This is a genomic window from Rhizobium sp. SG_E_25_P2 (assembly GCF_029892285.1).
Taxonomy (GTDB): domain Bacteria; phylum Pseudomonadota; class Alphaproteobacteria; order Rhizobiales; family Rhizobiaceae; genus Rhizobium_E.
The window spans coordinates 60,449-77,113 of the sequence record NZ_JARXVM010000006.1 but is presented as its reverse complement, the minus strand read 5'-3'; the positions used below and the strand labels follow the sequence as shown (position 1 = coordinate 77,113).

The window sequence follows — 16,665 nt, the reverse complement described above, 5'->3', positions numbered from 1 at the left end:
TGCTTCGGTAAACCAGCTTTCGGCAGGATGCAACAAGGCGCTTGTCCCTCGCATCCGATTTCACAAGGCCAAATCAGGGCAAATTGATGATCTTCAGCCTGTTTCGGAAAAATAACCCAGAGCGCGACGCGGCGTTGCGGCAATACGCCTTGCTGACCGACGCCGGCCGCCGCCCGGTCTTCTATCTGGATGGCAATGCGCCAGATACGGTGATCGGCCGGTTTGAAGTGATTTCCCTGCTGTTGATTCTGTATTTTCGCCGCACCGCCGAGATTGGCGGCAAGGCCAAGGACATCGCCCAATATGTGGCGGACGCTTTTTTCGAAGATCTCGATCACTCGATTCGGGAATTGGGCGTCGGCGATCACGGTGTGCCGAAGCGGCTCAAGAAGCTCGCTCAGATGTTCTACGGCCGGCTCGATTCCTATGGCGCTGCGCTGGGCGGCGATGACGCGGAGGCGCTGGAGGCGGCCCTCAAACGGAATTTACACCCTGAATCCACCGATCCGGCGCTTTCCATGCGCTGGCTCGCCGATTATATGATCGCCGCCGAGCACGCCTGGAAAGCCGCCCCCGCCGAGACATGGATGCGCGGCGAGGCGAAAGTCCCGTCGGTCGCCGCAGGAGACGCATGATGAGCAAACCAACAACGGACGCGCCCTTTTCCTATCGAGTGAAGGTCGGGCATGTGTCGCACAATCCGATCGAAGTGCATGTCGAAGCCGATGCGCGCGAACTCAAGGCGCTCGCGAGCTTTTGGCAGACTTTGTCGGTCGATGCGCTGAGCGCCGACGTCAAGCTTCGCCGCTGGAAGAAGGACGGCGTCAAGGTGTTCGGCGAATTGCGCGGCCGGGTCACGCAGGCCTGCGTGGTGACGCTGGAGCCGGTCGAGAGCGAGATCTTCGAAGAGATCGATCAGATTTTCGTGCCGGAAGGCTCTGCGCTTGCCCGGATTCCCGCCAATGACGAAGGCGAGTTGATTGTCGACCCGGACGGCCCTGACCTGCCGGAAACATTTGTCGGCGATACGATCGATGTCGGCATGCTGGTGGCGGAACTCGCCGCGATGGGATTGGATCCCTATCCACGCAAGTCGGGCGTCGAATTTTCCGGTCATGTCGAATCCACCGCCGCCGACGACAAGAGACCGTCGCCTTTCGCGGCGCTCAAATCCATGAAGCTCGACAAATAGGCGCCAGCGCACGCCCGGCGGAATTGCCAAAGGGGTTGTATGTGAGGCCGAAAGCATTATTTTGGCCGCAATGGCCGAGGCCCAGGGTCTTGGGCTAACAGGGATCAGAAACGACGTGATCAGAATTTCCATCGACGCCATGGGGGGCGATTTTGGCCCTGAAGTCAGTCTTGAAGGCGTAGCGATCGCTCTCCTTCGTCAGCCTGACATCCAATTCATCATCTATGGCCAAGAGGATGTCTGCCAGCCGATCCTGGCGAAATATCCGAAGCTCAAGGACCGCATCGTCTTCCACCACTGCGATGTGGCGATCCGCATGGATGAAAAACCCAGCCAGGCCCTGCGCCGCGGACGCTATGCGTCGTCGATGTGGCGCGCCATCGAGGCGGTGAAGCTCGATGAAGCCGATGTCGCGGTATCGGCCGGCAATACCGGCGCGCTGATGGCGATGTCGAAATTTTGCCTGCGCACCATGGCCAATGTCGAGCGTCCGGCGATCGCGGGCATCTGGCCGACAACGCGCGGCGAGAGCATCGTGCTCGACATCGGCGCGACGATCGGGGCCGATAGCCAGCAATTGCTGGATTTTTCGCTGATGGGCGGCGCGATGGCGCGGGCGCTGTTCGAGGTCCGCAGGCCCACGGTCGGCCTTCTCAATGTCGGGGTCGAGGAGATCAAGGGCCAGGAAGAGGTGAAGGAAGCCGGACGGCTGCTGCGCGAGGCCAATCTCGACACGATCGACTATCACGGCTTCGTCGAAGGCGACGATATCGGTCGCGGCACCGTGGATGTGGTGGTCACCGAAGGCTTCACCGGCAATATCGCCTTGAAGGCCGCCGAGGGCACGGCCCGGCAGATTTCTGATTTCCTGAAGGCGGCGATCAAGCGCAGCCTAATGGCCAAGATCGGTTATCTGCTCGCCAAAAGCGCGTTTGACATTCTCCGCGAAAAAATGGATCCGCGCAAAGTCAATGGCGGCGTGTTTCTCGGATTGAATGGGATTGTTATAAAAAGTCATGGCGGAACCGATGGCGAGGGCTATGCGGCGGCCATCAAGGTCGGATATGACATGGTCCGCAACGGTCTGCTGCAAAAAATCGACGCGGACTTGAGGAAATATCATACCTTACGGGTCCCGCCCTCGGACCCGCAGGACGAAAACGTCAACGGGATGCTGTAAAAATGATCCGATCGATTGTGCGCGGGTTCGGCTCCGCCTTGCCGAAACGCGTCGTGACCAATCGCGAAATGGAATCCATGGTGGACACCACCGACGAATGGATCGTTCAGCGAACCGGTATCCGGCAGCGTTACATCGCCGGCGAAGACGAAACCTCCGCATCTCTCGGGGAATCCGCAGCGCGCGCCGCGCTCGACAATGCCGGGCTGACGCCCGACGATATCGACCTGATCATCGTCGCGACCTCGACGCCTGACAATACATTCCCGGCCACCGCAGTAAACATCCAGAATCGCCTTGGCATGAAGCATGGCGCCGCCTTCGACATGCAGGCTGTTTGCACAGGCTTCGTTTATGCCGTCACCACGGCCGACGCCTATATCCGTTGCGGGTTGGCCAGGCGGGCATTGGTGATCGGCGCCGAAACTTTTTCCCGGATCCTCGATTGGAACGACCGCACCACCTGCGTTCTGTTCGGCGATGGCGCCGGCGCGCTGGTGCTCGAAGCTGGCGAAGGCGAGGGGACGAGCGATGATCGCGGCGTCCTGACCGCGCATCTGCGCTCGGACGGTTCACATAAGGACAAGCTCTATGTCGACGGAGGCCCGTCCTCGACGGGGACGGTCGGCCATTTGCGCATGGAGGGCCGTGAGGTTTTCAAGCACGCGGTCGGCATGATTACCGATGTGATCGTCGACGCCTTCGAGGCCGTGAAGCTTCCGCTTGAAGCGATCGATTGGCTGGTGCCGCATCAGGCCAATGTCCGCATCATCGAGGGTTCCGCTAAAAAGCTCGGCATTCCCATGGAAAAAGTGGTCGTGACGGTGGACCAGCATGGCAATACATCGGCGGCGTCGATTCCGCTTGCGCTTGCCGTAGCGGCAAGCGATGGCCGCATCAAGAAGGGCGATCTGGTCCTTCTGGAAGCCATGGGTGGCGGATTTACCTGGGGCTCGGTGCTACTGCGCTGGTAAAGCAAGGAAAATCCATCTTTCTGGCTTCCTCGGACGCTTGACCCCGCCCGACAACAACAATAGTCTTCGCTAGAATTTTCACATAGTTCGACAGATCAGGCGGGGGATCATGAGCGGCAAGACTGTGACGAGAGCGGATCTGGCGGAATCAGTCTTTCGCAAGGTTGGGTTGTCGAGGACTGAATCCGCGCAACTGGTCGAGACCGTCATCGACGAGATCTGCAACGCCATCGTGCGCGGGGAAAGCGTCAAGCTGTCCTCCTTCGCAACCTTCCAGGTGCGCAGCAAGAACGAACGGATCGGTCGAAACCCCAAAACAGGCGAAGAAGTTCCGATTTCTCCCCGCCGCGTGATGACCTTCAAGGCCTCCAACGTGCTGAAGAACCGCATCCTCAAGAGCCATCTGGCGCGCAAGGCCAAGGCCAAGCCCTCAGAGGTCAAGGCGGCCGAGCCGAAAGTCTGACCCCGGCCCGGAGCCGATCTTGGGGACATGGCGAAAGCCTGCGGCGACAGCGGAGTTTTTTGAAACATGGAAAAAAGTCCGGACGCGTTTCGCACCATCAGCGAAGTCGCCGAAGACCTCGATCTGCCGCAGCATGTGCTCCGTTTCTGGGAAACGCGATTTCCGCAGATCAAGCCGCTCAAGCGTGGCGGCGGGCGGCGTTATTATCGGCCTGATGATGTCGAACTTCTGAAAGGCATCCGCCACCTGCTTTATGATCACGGCTATACGATCAAAGGCGTTCAGAAGCTGCTCAAGACCAATGGCAACCGATTCGTCGCGGCCGCCGCGTCTGGCGATCTCGCGACAATGGAAGCGCTTGCCGCGCAGAGCCGTGACGAGCCGGAGGACGCGCCGCCGCCCGTGCCCATGCCGACCGCCCCATCCATGTCTCATGCGCTGCCGAAGGGCATCCTGTCTGATGACGATCAACTTGTCGGGCGACCCAAGCCGCCTGTGAACCGTCGCTTCTTCGGACTGATCAGCGGCGGAGACGACGAGCCCTCGTTCAGCGGCGGCGGCGGCGCGATGAGCAAGGAAGACAGGGCGCTCCTACAGGAAGCGCTGTTCGATCTCCTGGAATGCAAACGCCTGCTCGATCAGGTGCGATAATTCGTCAACAATCTAAAGCATGTCGCCCAGAACTCGGAGCCGGGTTTGGGACGATAACATGCGATCAAATGCGATAAAGCGTAAGGGGCGGATCTGAGAGATCGCGACACGCTCTGGGAACCTCACGGCTGGCGCTGCGTTTATGAGCCATAGCCAAGGAGGTTTCCATGCATGTCAGCGCGTCCATCCGCTCGCCGCTTCTCGAACGGGATTGCTGGCCGGCATCGGGTCCTGTCTACGCCATGCCCGAGCCTTCCGCGCCATCTGGCGGCGGCCGCACTTTTTGGGTGAAAGTACTCGATCGTCTGTCGGTTCCTGAAAAAGACGACAATGTGCCGGTGTCGCCGATCTACTACTGAGGCGATCCCTCGTCGTCCGAAAAGTGGATGATGAAATGGGCTCCCCGCCGCTCTTCGCGCAGGATCTCAAGATTGCCGCCGATCTGTTGCGCAAAGGCGCGCACCATCGTCAGGCCAGAACTCCGTTCCGTCGTCTCAGGCAAGCCCACGCCGTTGTCCTGAACCGACAGCCTTATATCGCCTGCCGCCTTTTCCAGGCGGATGTCGATTTTGCCATCGTTTCCGTCCGTGAAGGCATGCTTGACCGAATTGGTGAGAAGCTCTGTGACGATGAGCGCCAATGGCGTCGCGCGATCCGCCTTGAGAGGGATCGGTCCATCATGGGAAAATCTAACCACGACATTGCGTTCTTCAGGGATGATCGCGGGGCTATGACAGATATGGTCGATGAGGTTGGCGAGATCCACCTGCGAATCGCCGCCGGCGCGGTAGAGAAGCTCGTGCACCTCCGAAATCGCATGGACGCGCGCGCGTAATTCGGCGCCATCGATGGCGGTTTGCCGGCGCATCTGCATGCCGATCATCGCCTCTACCAGCGCCAGATTGTTTTTGACGCGGTGATTGAGCTCCTGCATCAGTCTCTCTCGTTCCACGGCGAGCTTTTCGGCCTCTTCACGCCGTCGCTGTGATTCCTCCGCCTCACGCCGAGAACTGTGCGCTGCGAGGTCGCTGCGCACTTTGCCGACCAGCACGAAGCCGATAGCGCCCAAAGCCAGAATTGCTCCGAGGATGGGTGCGACATGCGCCACCCAACCAGATGTGATCGACGCTGCGGTGACCCCGAAATTGACCACCAGCGACAGATCAGGCAACAGCGCCATCGCATAGATTCTTTCGACGCCATCGGTCTTGGCGACGGTGCGGATGATTTCCTCGCCAGACTTCAGCGCAACCATCGCGCCCGCGTCCGGCGGCAAAAAAGAAGGGGGCGCGACGAAGTTCCTCACCAGCAATTTGCCGTCGAACCGCATCACCGATGCGGCGTTGCCGCCATCTTCCGCTATGGTCTGCAGATAGTTCCGCAAAGCGTCGACGGCGACGGCCGACACGATTACGCCGGCAAAATCCCTGGCGGAAAATGGCTGCGCGAAAATGATCGCGTCGGATTTGCCCTGATTGAGCATAACCCGGTCGACGAAGATCTGTTGGCCGTTCCGGATCGCCTCTATGTAGTCCCTTCGTCCGAACTTCACCTTGATGGGATAGGAGCGGCTTGAGGCGATCAATTCGCCGTCGAAGCCGACGATCAACAGGCCGAGGCTATTCTTCTGCGACTGCTCCATTCCGTCAAGGAAGAGATGAAAAGGCTGGGAGCGTAAAAATGCCAAGTCTTCGCCGCGAGCGCGCTCGCGGACCGCCTGATGAACAAGTGTATGCGTCTGCGCCAGACGATCCACGAACTGGTGAATCAGATGAGCATTTGAGCGGGCCGTGGAAATCGCCTGCCGCTCGCTGGCGCCAAAACTGAAAATCGCCCAGATCACGCCGACGACAATCGGCAACAGCAGACTGCCCCACCGCAGCGCCGCGAGCGACGCTGGCAGCGTCCGCCACTTTGAACCGTCCATCATCGCGCGTCTATCCCCGCCAAGCCTGCCATTGCCGCCTGACCATTCTTGCGGCACCTTAAAGATGTTTTGCCAGTTTGCAATGCAAGCGCCCAACGCGGTGCGCCGAACGGCGGAGGGGGTGGAAAACCGGTCGGGCATGATGTTTGTGCACGGAAAAGCGAGGGCTCGGAACATTTTACGCTTGCTTCTTCCACGGGGAAAGTCTAACGAACCCAAGCCTTAGGGCGAGGTCTGAACGCAACGCGGCGCGTCGAGCGCAAGTCCAACGGTCTCCGTTGGAACGGGTTGCGCAAAGTCCTGAAACTGTTCTGAGAACAGTTTGAAAACGTCGTACGGAGTGTAGCGCAGCCTGGTAGCGCACTTGACTGGGGGTCAAGGGGTCGTGGGTTCGAATCCCGCCACTCCGACGTTTTCTTCTAAAATTCCAGCTCTATATTGGTGTAGTCGCCTCTGTGTGCGGACACGTTCGTGGTGACATGTTGATATTCGCGCGTCGCACAGCGTCATCAGCGCGCTTCGTTGTGTCGCATGGCTATGAAATAAGACCGCAACCCGATGCGAAGCTGAGCAACCATCCGGCGATCATTCCCGCCACAAGACACCATTCCACAAATCCAGACCCCATACTCGCCTCCCTCAGCAAGGCTGAAGAACCGGAAACGCGAGCCGAGGTTCCCCGGCCTTGCGGGGAGTGCAGGGAATTGATTAATTCATAATTATTTTCGCCGGCTTCGGCGTCTCGACATGGGGCGCGCGGATCGGCGGCGCGCGACTATCCGATGCACCTCAGCGCCGCACGAGGCTGCGATAGACGGCTTCCGTCTCATCGGCCATGCGCGTGAGCGAATGCCGCTCTCGGCGGTTGGCGGCGGCGATCCGCAGGCGTGTCAAACTGTCAGGCGCGATGGCCTCGGCAAGGGCGTTCGCCAATGCGGCGGGATCGTCTTCATTGGCGATCAGCAGGCCGTTCTCGCCGTCGTCGACCACAGTCGTTGCGCCGCCCACGCGGGTGAGCACCATCGGCAGGCCGAAGGCTTCGGCCTCGAGCATCACATAGGACATCGCCTCATAGCGGCTTGGCATGACCATGAGATCGAAGGCCTGCATCGCCTCGGGCCCGGAGATGTCGGAAACCAGTCGAATACGGTCGGCGGCGCCGCTCTGGGCGATCTCCGCCCGGACCATACCCTCCAGCGGCCCCGAGCCGATCATCAGGAGATGCGCGTCCGGAATTTGTGTGGAGATGCGCCCGAAGGCGCGGACCAAACGTTCCGGAGCCTTCTGTTCGCACAACCGGCCGACAAAGCCGAGCACCAATGCATCCGGGTGCAAGCCATACCGGGCGCGGATTTCGATGCGCCGTCCGCTCGGCGGGGCGCTCGCGCCGTTCACGACCAGATGCAAAATCTCTTCTGGAATGTGGAGATCGCGATGGGCATGGACCAACTCGTCCTCCGACACGCAGATCAGCGCATCGGTAAAGAACCGCCCGAACAGGCTTTCGATGCCGCCGAAGATCTGTCGCCCCTTGGCGCCGAGCGTGGGGTCCATGGTGCGGAAGGCGTGCGGGGTGTAGACGCGCGGGACATGCGCGCCCGGCGCCCTGAGGCGGGTGAGCGCGCCGGCCTTGGACGAATGACCGTGAATGATGTCGAAGGGACCGTGCGCCGAGATGATGTTCCGGATCTTTCTCCAGGATTTGATGTCGGACGGCGCGGGGCTTCGCGTCATCGACACCGCATGCACGCCGGCGAGGCCGAGGCTATTCAATTCGTCGACGAAGCGTTCTTCGGCGCGCATCGGTGAATAGATTGCCGTGACAGCATGGCCGCGCGCGGAAAGCGCGCCGCAGAGATCGTTGAAATGCCGGCCGGAGCCGCCGCCGCTCGGCTCTATCACCTGCAGAATGTGGAGTAGCCTTGCGTTGGTCATTGCGACTGTCCGACGGCGCGGCGCGCCAACTGTTTCTGATGCCGGTGTTCCAGCGCCGCGCAGCCCCAGACGATGCCGAACAGCATGAAATGATGCCGCCAATGGTCGGTGTCGATGACATTGCCGATCAGTTCATGGGCGCAGAGCACGATCCAGGCGGCGACCAGGAACGGCTGCCAGGGCCTGTTGCGGAACATGTATTTGAAGCCGAACCAGATCGAAGACCAGACGAGACCGAGATAAGTGAGGAGACCGAGCCAGCCATAGGTGGTGAGCGATTTCAGCCAGATATTGTGTTCATCTTCCGGGTAAATGGTGGAGAACACCATCGGGCCGATGCCGAGCGGCTGGCTCATGGCCGAGAGAAAGCCGAGCTGGTGGCGGGCGAAGCGGCCGAGCCGTTCGCCGTCGTAATCCTGCACCAGCTTGGTGCGCTGCGTCAGCAGGTCGGAAATCTGCGGGATCTGCAGCGCTACGATGATGGCGACCACGCCGAGCGCGGCGCCGGCGAGCACGATGATCAGCACCTTCAGGCGGAACGCGCCGGAGCGTTCCTTGATGAACATGATCGCCACCATCATCATGGCGGAGAACAGGAACATCGCCCAGGCGGCGCGAGAGAAAGACAGGAACACGCCGAAAGTGAGGATCGCGAGGGACCCCGCCCGAATGGGCAGATGCTTGATCTTGCCGGTCAGAATGCCGTGGATCAGATAAAGCGCCGGGCAGACCAGATAGGGGCCGAACACGTTCGGATCCTGAAACGCGCCTTTGGCGCGATCATAGAGCGTGAACACATGCGAGCCCGGGAAGGCGTTGAAATAGCCGAGTATGCCGAGCAGCGCGGTGATCACCGCCGCCGCCGTCCAGGCGTCAAAGATCAATGTCAGCCGTCGATGGTCGTCCTCGATGATGGCGCAGAAGAACACCGAGCTCAGCGCGAGAAAGAAGGTGACGGCGAGATAGACGGCGCCGTCGACCACGCCCTTCGACATCTGCGTCAGCGACAGCATGCCGCCGACCATATAGAGCAGCATGAAGATCAGCAGCACGCCGGTGGTGCGCGAGATCTTCAGCCCGAGGATGAACCAGAGGCCGATAAGGCCGGCCATGAACACTTCATAGGGCGCCGGTTCGTTGATGACGAACCCTGAGAGGAAGACGCCCACCGCAACCATGCCCGAACCGATCAGCCGCGCTGTGGCGCGGCCGGGGCGGAATGTGTCGGGATGGGCGGCGAGGGCGGTCAATAGGCGTTTTCCGTGTTGAGCAGCCTGAAGGGCGTCAGGAACAGGATCTTGAGATCGAGCAGCAGCGACCAGTTCTCGATATAATAGAGATCATAGGCGGTGCGGAACTTGATCTTTTCGTCGCTGTCGATTTCGCCGCGCCAGCCATTGATCTGCGCCCAGCCGGTCACGCCGGGCTTGACGCGGTGACGGCCGAAATAGCCCTCGACGATCTGGTTGTAGATGCGGTCATGGGTGCGGGCCGCCACAGCGTGCGGACGGGGACCTACGAGAGACAGGTCGCCCCTGATGACGTTGAACAATTGCGGCAACTCGTCGATCGAGGATTTGCGCAGGAAGCGACCAACAGGGGTCACGCGCGGATCGCCCTTGGTGACCGCCCTGGTGGCGCTCTGGTCGCCCATGTCAGTATACATGGAACGGAACTTGAAGACGTCGATGATCTCATTGTTGAAGCCGTGACGCTTCTGCTTGAAGAACACCGGACCCTTCGATGTCGCCTTGACCGCGATCGCCGCGCCGAGCATCACCGGCCAGAGACATACGATAGCCAAGGTGGCGAAGGCCAGGTCGAAGGCCCGCTTGGCGACCGAGTCCCAGTCGCGGATCGGCTTGTCGAACACGTCGAGCATCGCCATGCGGCCGATATGGGAATAGGCGCGAGGACGGAAGCGCAGCTTGCTGGAATGGGCGGCGATGCGAATATCAACCGGCAGGATCCAGAGCTTGCGCAGCAATTGCAGGATACGCTGCTCCGCCGTCAGCGGCAGCGAAATGATCAGCATGTCGACGCGGGCAAGACGGGTGAATTCCACCAGTTCCGCCACCGTGCCGAGTTTGGGATAACCGGCGATCAATTCCGGCGAACGGTGATCGAGACGGTCGTCGAAAATGCCGAGAATGCGGATGTCGTTGTCCGGTTGGCTTTCCAGTGAACGGATGAGGTCCTGGGCAGGCTTTCCGCCACAGACGATGACGGCGCGGCGTTCGAGAATGCCGTTGCGCAGCCAGTGGCGCAGCAGGATGGCCAGCGAAAAGCGTTGCGCCGCGAGATAGACCAGGCCGAGCCCGAACCAGAGCGCGATCGTAGCCAGACCGATGCCGCCGATCACGAGTTCGTCGATACCCAGCGTGGCTGTAAAGCCGATCAGCCAGCCCGTGGCGTTGCGCCAGGCCATACGGCGCGGCGTGCGCAGATTCTGGATCAGGTAGCAGTCGAAGGCCTGCATCGAGAGAACGGCGAAGCCGGCGGCGAGGAAAGTCATCCCCGATTGCGCCAGCGCCGCCTCGCCATCGCGCAGACCGAAATTGGCGATGCCGCCCGCCAGCGCGAGCATCAGGAAATCCAAAAGCCGGAACATGCCGCGCATAATGGCGGGGGAGTATCTGTCGTCGCGATATTGGGCGGCGACACGCTTGGCGAAGTCATTGAGTTCGGGCTTGGCCTCGCCAGGGCGCGCGGCGTCGATAGAGCCTTCCGAAACTTGTCGTCTCAGGGCGTCGATATCGATTTCCGATTGCTTTTCAGGCTGGTTCATGGCGAGTCTCGGTCATGCTTCGGGTTCGCCAGAGCATAGGGACAAGCCCCTAAGAAACGCTTACGCAGCGTTGGGCGACCGTATCGTATCGAGACATGGTTAACGACTCGCCAGTTAAACGTTAGCCGCCAACTCCTTGTAGAGACTGGTGATTTTCGAAGCCATGGTTTGAGATGAAAACACTTCATGGAAATGTTCGGGCTTTGGCATGTTGTGATTTGCCCAATCCGGATCCGATAGGCTTTCGGCCATGATCTCGGCCAGCGCCTGCGGATTGCCAGGCTCCGCCAGCGCCTTGCTATCGCGCCCCAGTACTTCGGCGATCCCGCCGACATCGCTGGCGATCAGCGGCTTTCGCGCGGCGAGCGTTTCGAGAACGATGTAAGGCATGGCTTCGGCGCGGGAGGGAACGACGACGGTTTTTCCGAGCGCGAAGGCTTCGCGGATATTCATTGCCGGCGCCATGCGAATGCGCTGGCCGAGCCCGCGCACGGTCATCATCTCGAGATAGTCGTCGCGTTGCGGGCCGTCGCCGATCATCATCGCCGACAAGGGGCGGCGCAGCAACCGTTCGGCGCGGGCGAAGGCGTCGATGAACACGTCTGGTCCCTTGAGGTCGCGCAACATGCCGACATAGAGAAAATCCGCAGCGTCGTCATTGGGCTGGCTCGGCGCGAAATCGCTCTCGCCGACGCCATTGTAGACGACCTCGCTTCTGACCGTCGGCGCGCCGACCTTCGACGTATAGGCGTCACGTTCGAATTCGCAGACGAAGACGATGGCGTCGGTGGCCCATTCCTGGATGCGCTCCAGGCGAAACACCAGCCAACCCGACAGACGGGCCGGATCGAAGTGCATGCTGCCGCCATGCGGCGAATAGAGGCGGGATACGCGATACCTGTTCACCCGCAAGGCTGTGCCGGCAAGCCTGGCCATCGCGCCGCCCTTGGCGCCATGTCCATGCAATATATCCGGCCGCAAGCTCCTGATTTGTTTAAAGCTCCTCCAGAACGCCGGAATGTCGCGCGGCGAGATCGAACGGTCGATCGGCATGCGGGTCAAACCCAGCGCGAGATGCGGCATGATGGATTGAAACAGCTTCTCCTCGTGTTCCCCGCCTGTGGAACTGTCGCAGATGACGCCGACCTCGCAGCCTGCTGCCGCCTGCTCCTTGGCCAGATCGCGCACATGCCGGAAGATCCCGCCGATCGGCGAGCGAAAGCAGTGCAAGATCCTGAGCGGTCGGTCCTCCATCGGGCGCGAACCTAGAACAGACGTTCGCGGACGTAAATCGTATCTCCAGCCATCACCGGGTCCGAAATGGACACACGGCCCGTATGGACCTCGCCATTGATCTTGCGGGTGATGTCAGCATTGGCCTGGTTGGCGCGCGGCGAGAAACCGCCCGCAACGGCGATGGCGTTCTGCACCGTCATGCCCGGCACATAGGAAAACTGGCCTGGTTGGCCCACTTCGCCCATCACGAAGATCGAACGGTAGCGGTCGACCTCGATGGAGACATCGGGATTGCGCAGGAAACCCTGACGGAGCTTGGCGGCCAACTGGCCCTCGAGTTCCTGCAGCGTCCGTCCGCGCGCCGGCACCGAGCCGACCAGCGGGAAGGAGATGTAGCCGGCCTGGTCCACCGAATAGGTGTTGGTCAGGTCGCGCTGATCGAACACGGTGACGCGCAGCCGATCGCCGCTATCGATCCGGTAGGGCTGAATCGTGGCTTCATTGAAGGATTTCGGCGCCGGTCTGTAAGACGTGCACGACGTCGTAAACGCGGCGGCGGCCAGCAGCATGGCGATCGGCAGTCTGCGCCAGGTCAGGACGGCAGGCATGGTCGACGGGCTCCGATGTGACGCCGGTTTGGCCGGCGGGTTGAATGCGCAGGCAAGAGACAATGGTCTTCCTTACCGTGAGCTTCGTTATCCCTCTGGTAGGGTTAATGAATGGTAAAGCTGCTGGTTGTTCTCACGTTTTTTTGAACCGGACCCATCAGGCCGGTTCCGTTAAGGGTTTGCTTACCGTGTTTGTTTAGGTTTCAGCCTATATTTTGTTTGTGGGGTGAAGCATGTCCGGCGCTTGGAAAAATGGAGAAGACGCGGATATTGATCTCGCGGGTCTGTTCGGCGCGATATGGCGCCGGCGCATGCTCGTGCTCGCGTCCACCGTCTGCCTTGGCGCGCTCGGTTTTGCCGGCGCCAGCCTGGTGTCGCCCAAATATCAGAGCGAGGCGCAGGTGCTGATCGAGGAGCGGTCTCCGGAACTGGCGCGCCGTCCGAGCGACGCGGCTGCGGTCGGCAGCGTTCTCGACGAGGCGGGCGTCGCCTCCCAGGTGGCGCTCCTGCAATCCACCGATCTCATCAAAACGATCGCCCGCGACTTCAAGCTCTATGAACGGCCGGAATTCGACCCCAGCGCCGATCCCTCGATCGCCACCCGCTTCTTCGTGATGCTGGGCCTGATGAAAAATCCGCTCGACGCCCCGCCCGACGAACGGGTGCTGGGCGAGTTCGCCAAGAAGCTGCAGGTCTATCAGGTCGACAAATCGCGCGTTATCGCCATCCAGTTTTCGTCCAAGGACCCGGCGCTGGCCAACGCCATTCCCAACGCCATCGCCGATGTTTATCTCTCGCTGCAGTCTGGCGCCAAGCTCGATTCGACCAACGAGACGGCGAAATGGCTGGAGCCTGAAATCGCCAATCTGCGCGAGAAGGTGCGCGAGGCGGAAGCCAAGGCCGCCCAATACCGGTCGCAGTCCGATCTGTTCCAGACCGGTCAGCAATCGACCTTCTCCGAACAGCAGCTCAACGACATTTCCCAGGAACTCGCCCGGGTGCGCGGCGAACGCGCCAATGCAGAGGCCCGCGCCGAGACGGTGCGCACCGCGTTGACATCGGGTCGCGGCGCCGACTCGCTCGGCGAAGTCGTCGGCTCGCAGATGATCCAGCGCCTCAAGGAGACCCAGTCGGGCATCGAAGGCCAGATTGCCGACCTGTCGACGCAGTTGCTGGATGGCCATCCGCGTCTCAAGGGGCTGCGCTCGCAGCTCACGGGGATTCGCCAACAGATCCAGTCTGAAACCCGCAAGATCCTCGCAAGCCTCGAAAGCGAGGCCAGGGTCGCGAAACTGCGCGAGCAGCAACTTTTAAAGCAACTCGGCGAGGTCAAGGCCGATACCGCCACCTCGCAGGAGAAGCGGGTCGGGCTGAACGCGCTTGAGCGCGAGGCCAGCGCCCAGCGTCAATTGCTGGAAACCTATCTCGCCCGCTATCGCGAAGCGATGAGCGAAAAGGACATGAACGCAACGCCGGCCGACGCCCGCATCATCTCGCGCGCGCCGATGCCGACCGAGCCCTATTTCCCGAAAACCTTGCCGATCGTCATCGTCACCGCGCTTGCGGGCTTCATGCTCAGTTCGGTGTTCGTGCTGCTGACGGAGCTGTTCTCCGGGCGGGCCATCCGGCCTGTGCGTTACGAGACCGACATCGAAGACGACGAGGATCTGACGCCTGCTCCCCAGGCCGAGACGGTGAAAACCGTCGCTCTTTCCGAACCGCAGCGCATCGTCTCAAAGCCCGCGCCCGCGAAAAGCCTTCTCTCCTTCGAAGACGAGGACGAGGTGGAGCAAGAAGACGAAGACGTGGCGGCCAATGAGGTTGCGGCGCCGCCCGTTGACGACGAATTCTCGCGCGAGGCGGTGGCCGAACATCTGATCAGCGCCGGTATTGCCTTGGTTGCCTCGGTGTCTCTATCCGGTGACGAAGGCTCTGCTTCCGTTGTCGGCCTGGCGCGTCTGATGGCGGAAAAGGGCGCGCGCGTGGTGCTGGTCGACATGACAGGTTCGGCGATCCCAACCCAATTGATGGCCGAGCAGCGTTCGCTGCCGGGCGTCACCAATCTCCTGTTGGGAGAGGCCGCCTATAGCGAAATCATCCATGCAGATGTCGACAGCGAGGCGCATATTGTGCCGCAGGGCGATGCCGATCCCCGACGGGCTATGCGCGGCGTCGAGCGGATCGCGCTGGTGCTGGGCGGGCTTGCCCGGGCCTATGACTGCGTCATCGTCGAATGCGGCGCAGCCGATCCCCGCGCCGTGAGCCGGATCGCGCGGGCGGGCGACATCGACATCATTCTCTCCGGCGTCGATGTCGAGCCGGTCGAGATCGAGGCGACGGCGACCGCTTTCCTGGACGCCGGTTTCGAAGATGTCATGCTGATGCTGTCGTCGTCCCGTCCTGCTTCGGTGGAAAAACGCCGCCGCGCCGCCTGATCCGGGCCGGCGCGGGCGTCAGTCTTCAGCGACGGGCGTCGTATGCGAACGCGAGCGGATGCGTTGCAGCAACTGATAGAGCGCGGGATTCTGCTTGATCAGCGTTTTCAGCCGTGTGGCGGTTTCTTCCTTCAGCGCCGCCAGCCTGCCCACCGGCGTCACCGGGATCGAGACATTGATCTGCACAGTTTCGTCGGTGCACCACGACCGTTTGAACGGCATGTCGCCGATGCCAAAGTCGAACAGTCCAGCGCCGTGCTGGTTGTATTGTTCGACCATCAGGTGAAACAGCAGTTCGCCCGGGCTCCCATCCGTGGTCGGCCCCGACCCGATCGAACAGAACTGGACGATCACGTGATCGCCTTTGCGGGTAAGGCCAGCGATCGCCGGCGTCTCCCCCGCAAATTCACCGCCGGTCATTCGCAGTGCATGCATACGCAGCGGGAAATTCGTTCCATCCTGCGGGGCGTCGAGCGTGGCGTGCAGGAATGCCCGCGTCTTGGGGCAGGCGAAGACGTTCGGCAGGCCGAATTCGGCGAGCCGCGCCGCCTTCTGCTCGAAGAACATGTCCAGAAGCGCATGTTTCTCATCAGTCGTTTCCGCCACGACATGCTCGTAGCCGCCCAGAGCTTCCAGCCGGCGATGGCCGACGCTGTATTTCTTACGCCGACGCTTGGCGTTGAGCTGCGCAAGCGTGTCGACGAAAGTCGCTTTCATCCTCAACTGGAAAGCATGGTTCTGATTGGCGATATGCGGCAGCAGCGTGAACGGCATGACCATGTCGCGCCAGATGCCGGGCATATTGGTCAGCACGATACAATCGACGCCGACCAGCGCCTCCCGCATCTCCGAAGCGATAGCGTCCATGGTGTCGCGGCTGGCGCGCGCCAGGAATTCGGCAGAGAACAGCCCGGTATTGATGTTGGAATGTTCAGCGCCGATGAACTGGGCGCGGGTGAATAGCCGTCCACGGGTGATTTCGAGCGGCAGGACAAAGGCGAGACGCTCATCCATGCGTCCGACGACGATTCTCAGGGGACGCCCGAAGCTATCGCGCCAGGCCCGGCAGTAATCATAGGCCTGATGGGGGGAATTGTGGGAGGCCGCTTCGAGCGCCCGCCACTCCGTCTCGAGCGGTTCCATCTCCGTGTGGATGGCGATGGAAAGATTCGGAGCGCGACGTCGCGTCTCCTTCTCTCCTGGCGCCATCTCCATTTCGGTGATGTCCACGTTCCTAGCCCTCGACTGTCCCGCCAACACGGCTCAACACTCCCAT

15 protein-coding genes and 1 tRNA gene are annotated in these 16,665 nt (G+C 61.2%); 9 read left to right on the top strand and 7 right to left on the bottom strand.

Annotation, left to right across the window (positions count from 1 at the left end):
- Positions 1-86 precede the first annotated feature (86 nt).
- The 7 genes from M2360_RS10495 to M2360_RS10465 all read left to right on the top strand — a co-directional run bounded on the left by M2360_RS10495 (position 87) and on the right by M2360_RS10465 (position 4,819).
- Complete coding sequence (locus M2360_RS10495) at positions 87-635, top strand: ubiquinol-cytochrome C chaperone family protein (RefSeq protein WP_280775075.1); 549 nt, start codon at positions 87-89, stop codon at positions 633-635.
- Positions 635-1,192 carry a DUF177 domain-containing protein gene (locus M2360_RS10490; protein WP_280775073.1) on the top strand — a complete coding sequence of 186 codons (558 nt, stop codon included), beginning with the start codon at positions 635-637 and terminating at the stop codon, positions 1,190-1,192. Before M2360_RS10495 ends, M2360_RS10490 begins: the two co-directional genes overlap by 1 nt.
- A 115-nt stretch (positions 1,193-1,307) precedes the next feature.
- Entirely contained in the window at positions 1,308-2,372 is a 1,065-nt protein-coding gene (plsX, locus tag M2360_RS10485) for a phosphate acyltransferase PlsX (protein ID WP_280775071.1), read from the top strand.
- A gap of 2 nt (positions 2,373-2,374) precedes the next feature.
- Positions 2,375-3,346, top strand: a complete 972-nt coding sequence (locus M2360_RS10480) for a beta-ketoacyl-ACP synthase III (protein ID WP_280775069.1) — start codon at positions 2,375-2,377, stop codon at positions 3,344-3,346.
- A gap of 109 nt (positions 3,347-3,455) precedes the next feature.
- Complete coding sequence (locus M2360_RS10475; RefSeq protein WP_280775067.1) at positions 3,456-3,809, top strand: integration host factor subunit alpha; 354 nt, start codon at positions 3,456-3,458, stop codon at positions 3,807-3,809.
- A 66-nt stretch (positions 3,810-3,875) separates the two neighbouring features.
- A complete protein-coding gene (locus M2360_RS10470; protein WP_280775065.1) occupies positions 3,876-4,460 on the top strand; it encodes a MerR family transcriptional regulator in 585 nt (194 codons plus the stop codon).
- A 167-nt stretch (positions 4,461-4,627) separates the two neighbouring features.
- A complete protein-coding gene (locus M2360_RS10465) occupies positions 4,628-4,819 on the top strand; it encodes a hypothetical protein (protein ID WP_280775063.1) in 192 nt (63 codons plus the stop codon).
- Here the strand turns inward: M2360_RS10465 and M2360_RS10460 are convergent.
- Positions 4,813-6,390: an ATP-binding protein gene (locus tag M2360_RS10460; protein WP_280775061.1), complete on the bottom strand. Its 1,578-nt coding sequence runs from the start codon at positions 6,388-6,390 to the stop codon at positions 4,813-4,815. The genes M2360_RS10465 and M2360_RS10460 overlap by 7 nt on opposite strands.
- Before the next feature lie 333 nt (positions 6,391-6,723).
- On the opposite strand from M2360_RS10460, the gene M2360_RS10455 reads away from it, so the two are divergent.
- Positions 6,724-6,797: transfer RNA gene (locus tag M2360_RS10455), tRNA-Pro, on the top strand.
- Positions 6,798-7,176: 379 nt separating this feature from the next.
- On the opposite strand, the gene M2360_RS10450 is transcribed toward M2360_RS10455, so the two are convergent.
- The 5 genes from M2360_RS10450 to M2360_RS10430 form a co-directional block, all read right to left on the bottom strand.
- Positions 7,177-8,322: a glycosyltransferase family 4 protein gene (locus tag M2360_RS10450; RefSeq protein ID WP_280775059.1), complete on the bottom strand. Its 1,146-nt coding sequence runs from the start codon at positions 8,320-8,322 to the stop codon at positions 7,177-7,179.
- Entirely contained in the window at positions 8,319-9,572 is a 1,254-nt protein-coding gene (locus M2360_RS10445; protein ID WP_280775057.1) for an O-antigen ligase family protein, read from the bottom strand. The genes M2360_RS10450 and M2360_RS10445 overlap by 4 nt, the downstream gene beginning before the upstream one ends.
- Positions 9,569-11,110, bottom strand: coding sequence for an undecaprenyl-phosphate glucose phosphotransferase (locus M2360_RS10440; RefSeq protein ID WP_280775056.1), 1,542 nt, complete (start codon positions 11,108-11,110; stop codon positions 9,569-9,571). The genes M2360_RS10445 and M2360_RS10440 overlap by 4 nt, the downstream gene beginning before the upstream one ends.
- A 114-nt stretch (positions 11,111-11,224) precedes the next feature.
- Complete coding sequence (locus M2360_RS10435) at positions 11,225-12,364, bottom strand: glycosyltransferase family 4 protein (protein WP_280775054.1); 1,140 nt, start codon at positions 12,362-12,364, stop codon at positions 11,225-11,227.
- 11 nt (positions 12,365-12,375) lie between these two features.
- A complete protein-coding gene (locus M2360_RS10430; RefSeq protein ID WP_280775237.1) occupies positions 12,376-12,915 on the bottom strand; it encodes a polysaccharide biosynthesis/export family protein in 540 nt (179 codons plus the stop codon).
- A gap of 272 nt (positions 12,916-13,187) precedes the next feature.
- Between M2360_RS10430 and M2360_RS10425 the strand changes: the two genes are divergently transcribed.
- Entirely contained in the window at positions 13,188-15,389 is a 2,202-nt protein-coding gene (locus M2360_RS10425) for a Wzz/FepE/Etk N-terminal domain-containing protein (protein ID WP_280775053.1), read from the top strand.
- An 18-nt stretch (positions 15,390-15,407) separates the two neighbouring features.
- Here the strand turns inward: M2360_RS10425 and M2360_RS10420 are convergent, their stop codons facing one another.
- On the bottom strand, positions 15,408-16,619 hold the full coding sequence (locus M2360_RS10420; RefSeq protein ID WP_280775052.1) for a GNAT family N-acetyltransferase: 1,212 nt from the start codon (positions 16,617-16,619) through the stop codon (positions 15,408-15,410).
- Positions 16,620-16,665 lie beyond the last annotated feature (46 nt).

Coding starts and splice junctions, on each gene's coding strand:
- M2360_RS10495 (WP_280775075.1), top strand. CDS start 87: ATGATCTTCAGCCTGTTTCGGAAAAATAACCCAGAGCGCGACGCGGCG.
- M2360_RS10490 (WP_280775073.1), top strand. CDS start 635: ATGAGCAAACCAACAACGGACGCGCCCTTTTCCTATCGAGTGAAGGTC.
- M2360_RS10480 (WP_280775069.1), top strand. CDS start 2,375: ATGATCCGATCGATTGTGCGCGGGTTCGGCTCCGCCTTGCCGAAACGC.
- M2360_RS10475 (WP_280775067.1), top strand. CDS start 3,456: ATGAGCGGCAAGACTGTGACGAGAGCGGATCTGGCGGAATCAGTCTTT.
- M2360_RS10470 (WP_280775065.1), top strand. CDS start 3,876: ATGGAAAAAAGTCCGGACGCGTTTCGCACCATCAGCGAAGTCGCCGAA.
- M2360_RS10465 (WP_280775063.1), top strand. CDS start 4,628: ATGCATGTCAGCGCGTCCATCCGCTCGCCGCTTCTCGAACGGGATTGC.
- M2360_RS10460 (WP_280775061.1), bottom strand. CDS start 6,390: ATGATGGACGGTTCAAAGTGGCGGACGCTGCCAGCGTCGCTCGCGGCG.
- M2360_RS10450 (WP_280775059.1), bottom strand. CDS start 8,322: ATGACCAACGCAAGGCTACTCCACATTCTGCAGGTGATAGAGCCGAGC.
- M2360_RS10440 (WP_280775056.1), bottom strand. CDS start 11,110: ATGAACCAGCCTGAAAAGCAATCGGAAATCGATATCGACGCCCTGAGA.
- M2360_RS10435 (WP_280775054.1), bottom strand. CDS start 12,364: ATGGAGGACCGACCGCTCAGGATCTTGCACTGCTTTCGCTCGCCGATC.
- M2360_RS10430 (WP_280775237.1), bottom strand. CDS start 12,915: ATGCTGCTGGCCGCCGCCGCGTTTACGACGTCGTGCACGTCTTACAGA.
- M2360_RS10425 (WP_280775053.1), top strand. CDS start 13,188: ATGTCCGGCGCTTGGAAAAATGGAGAAGACGCGGATATTGATCTCGCG.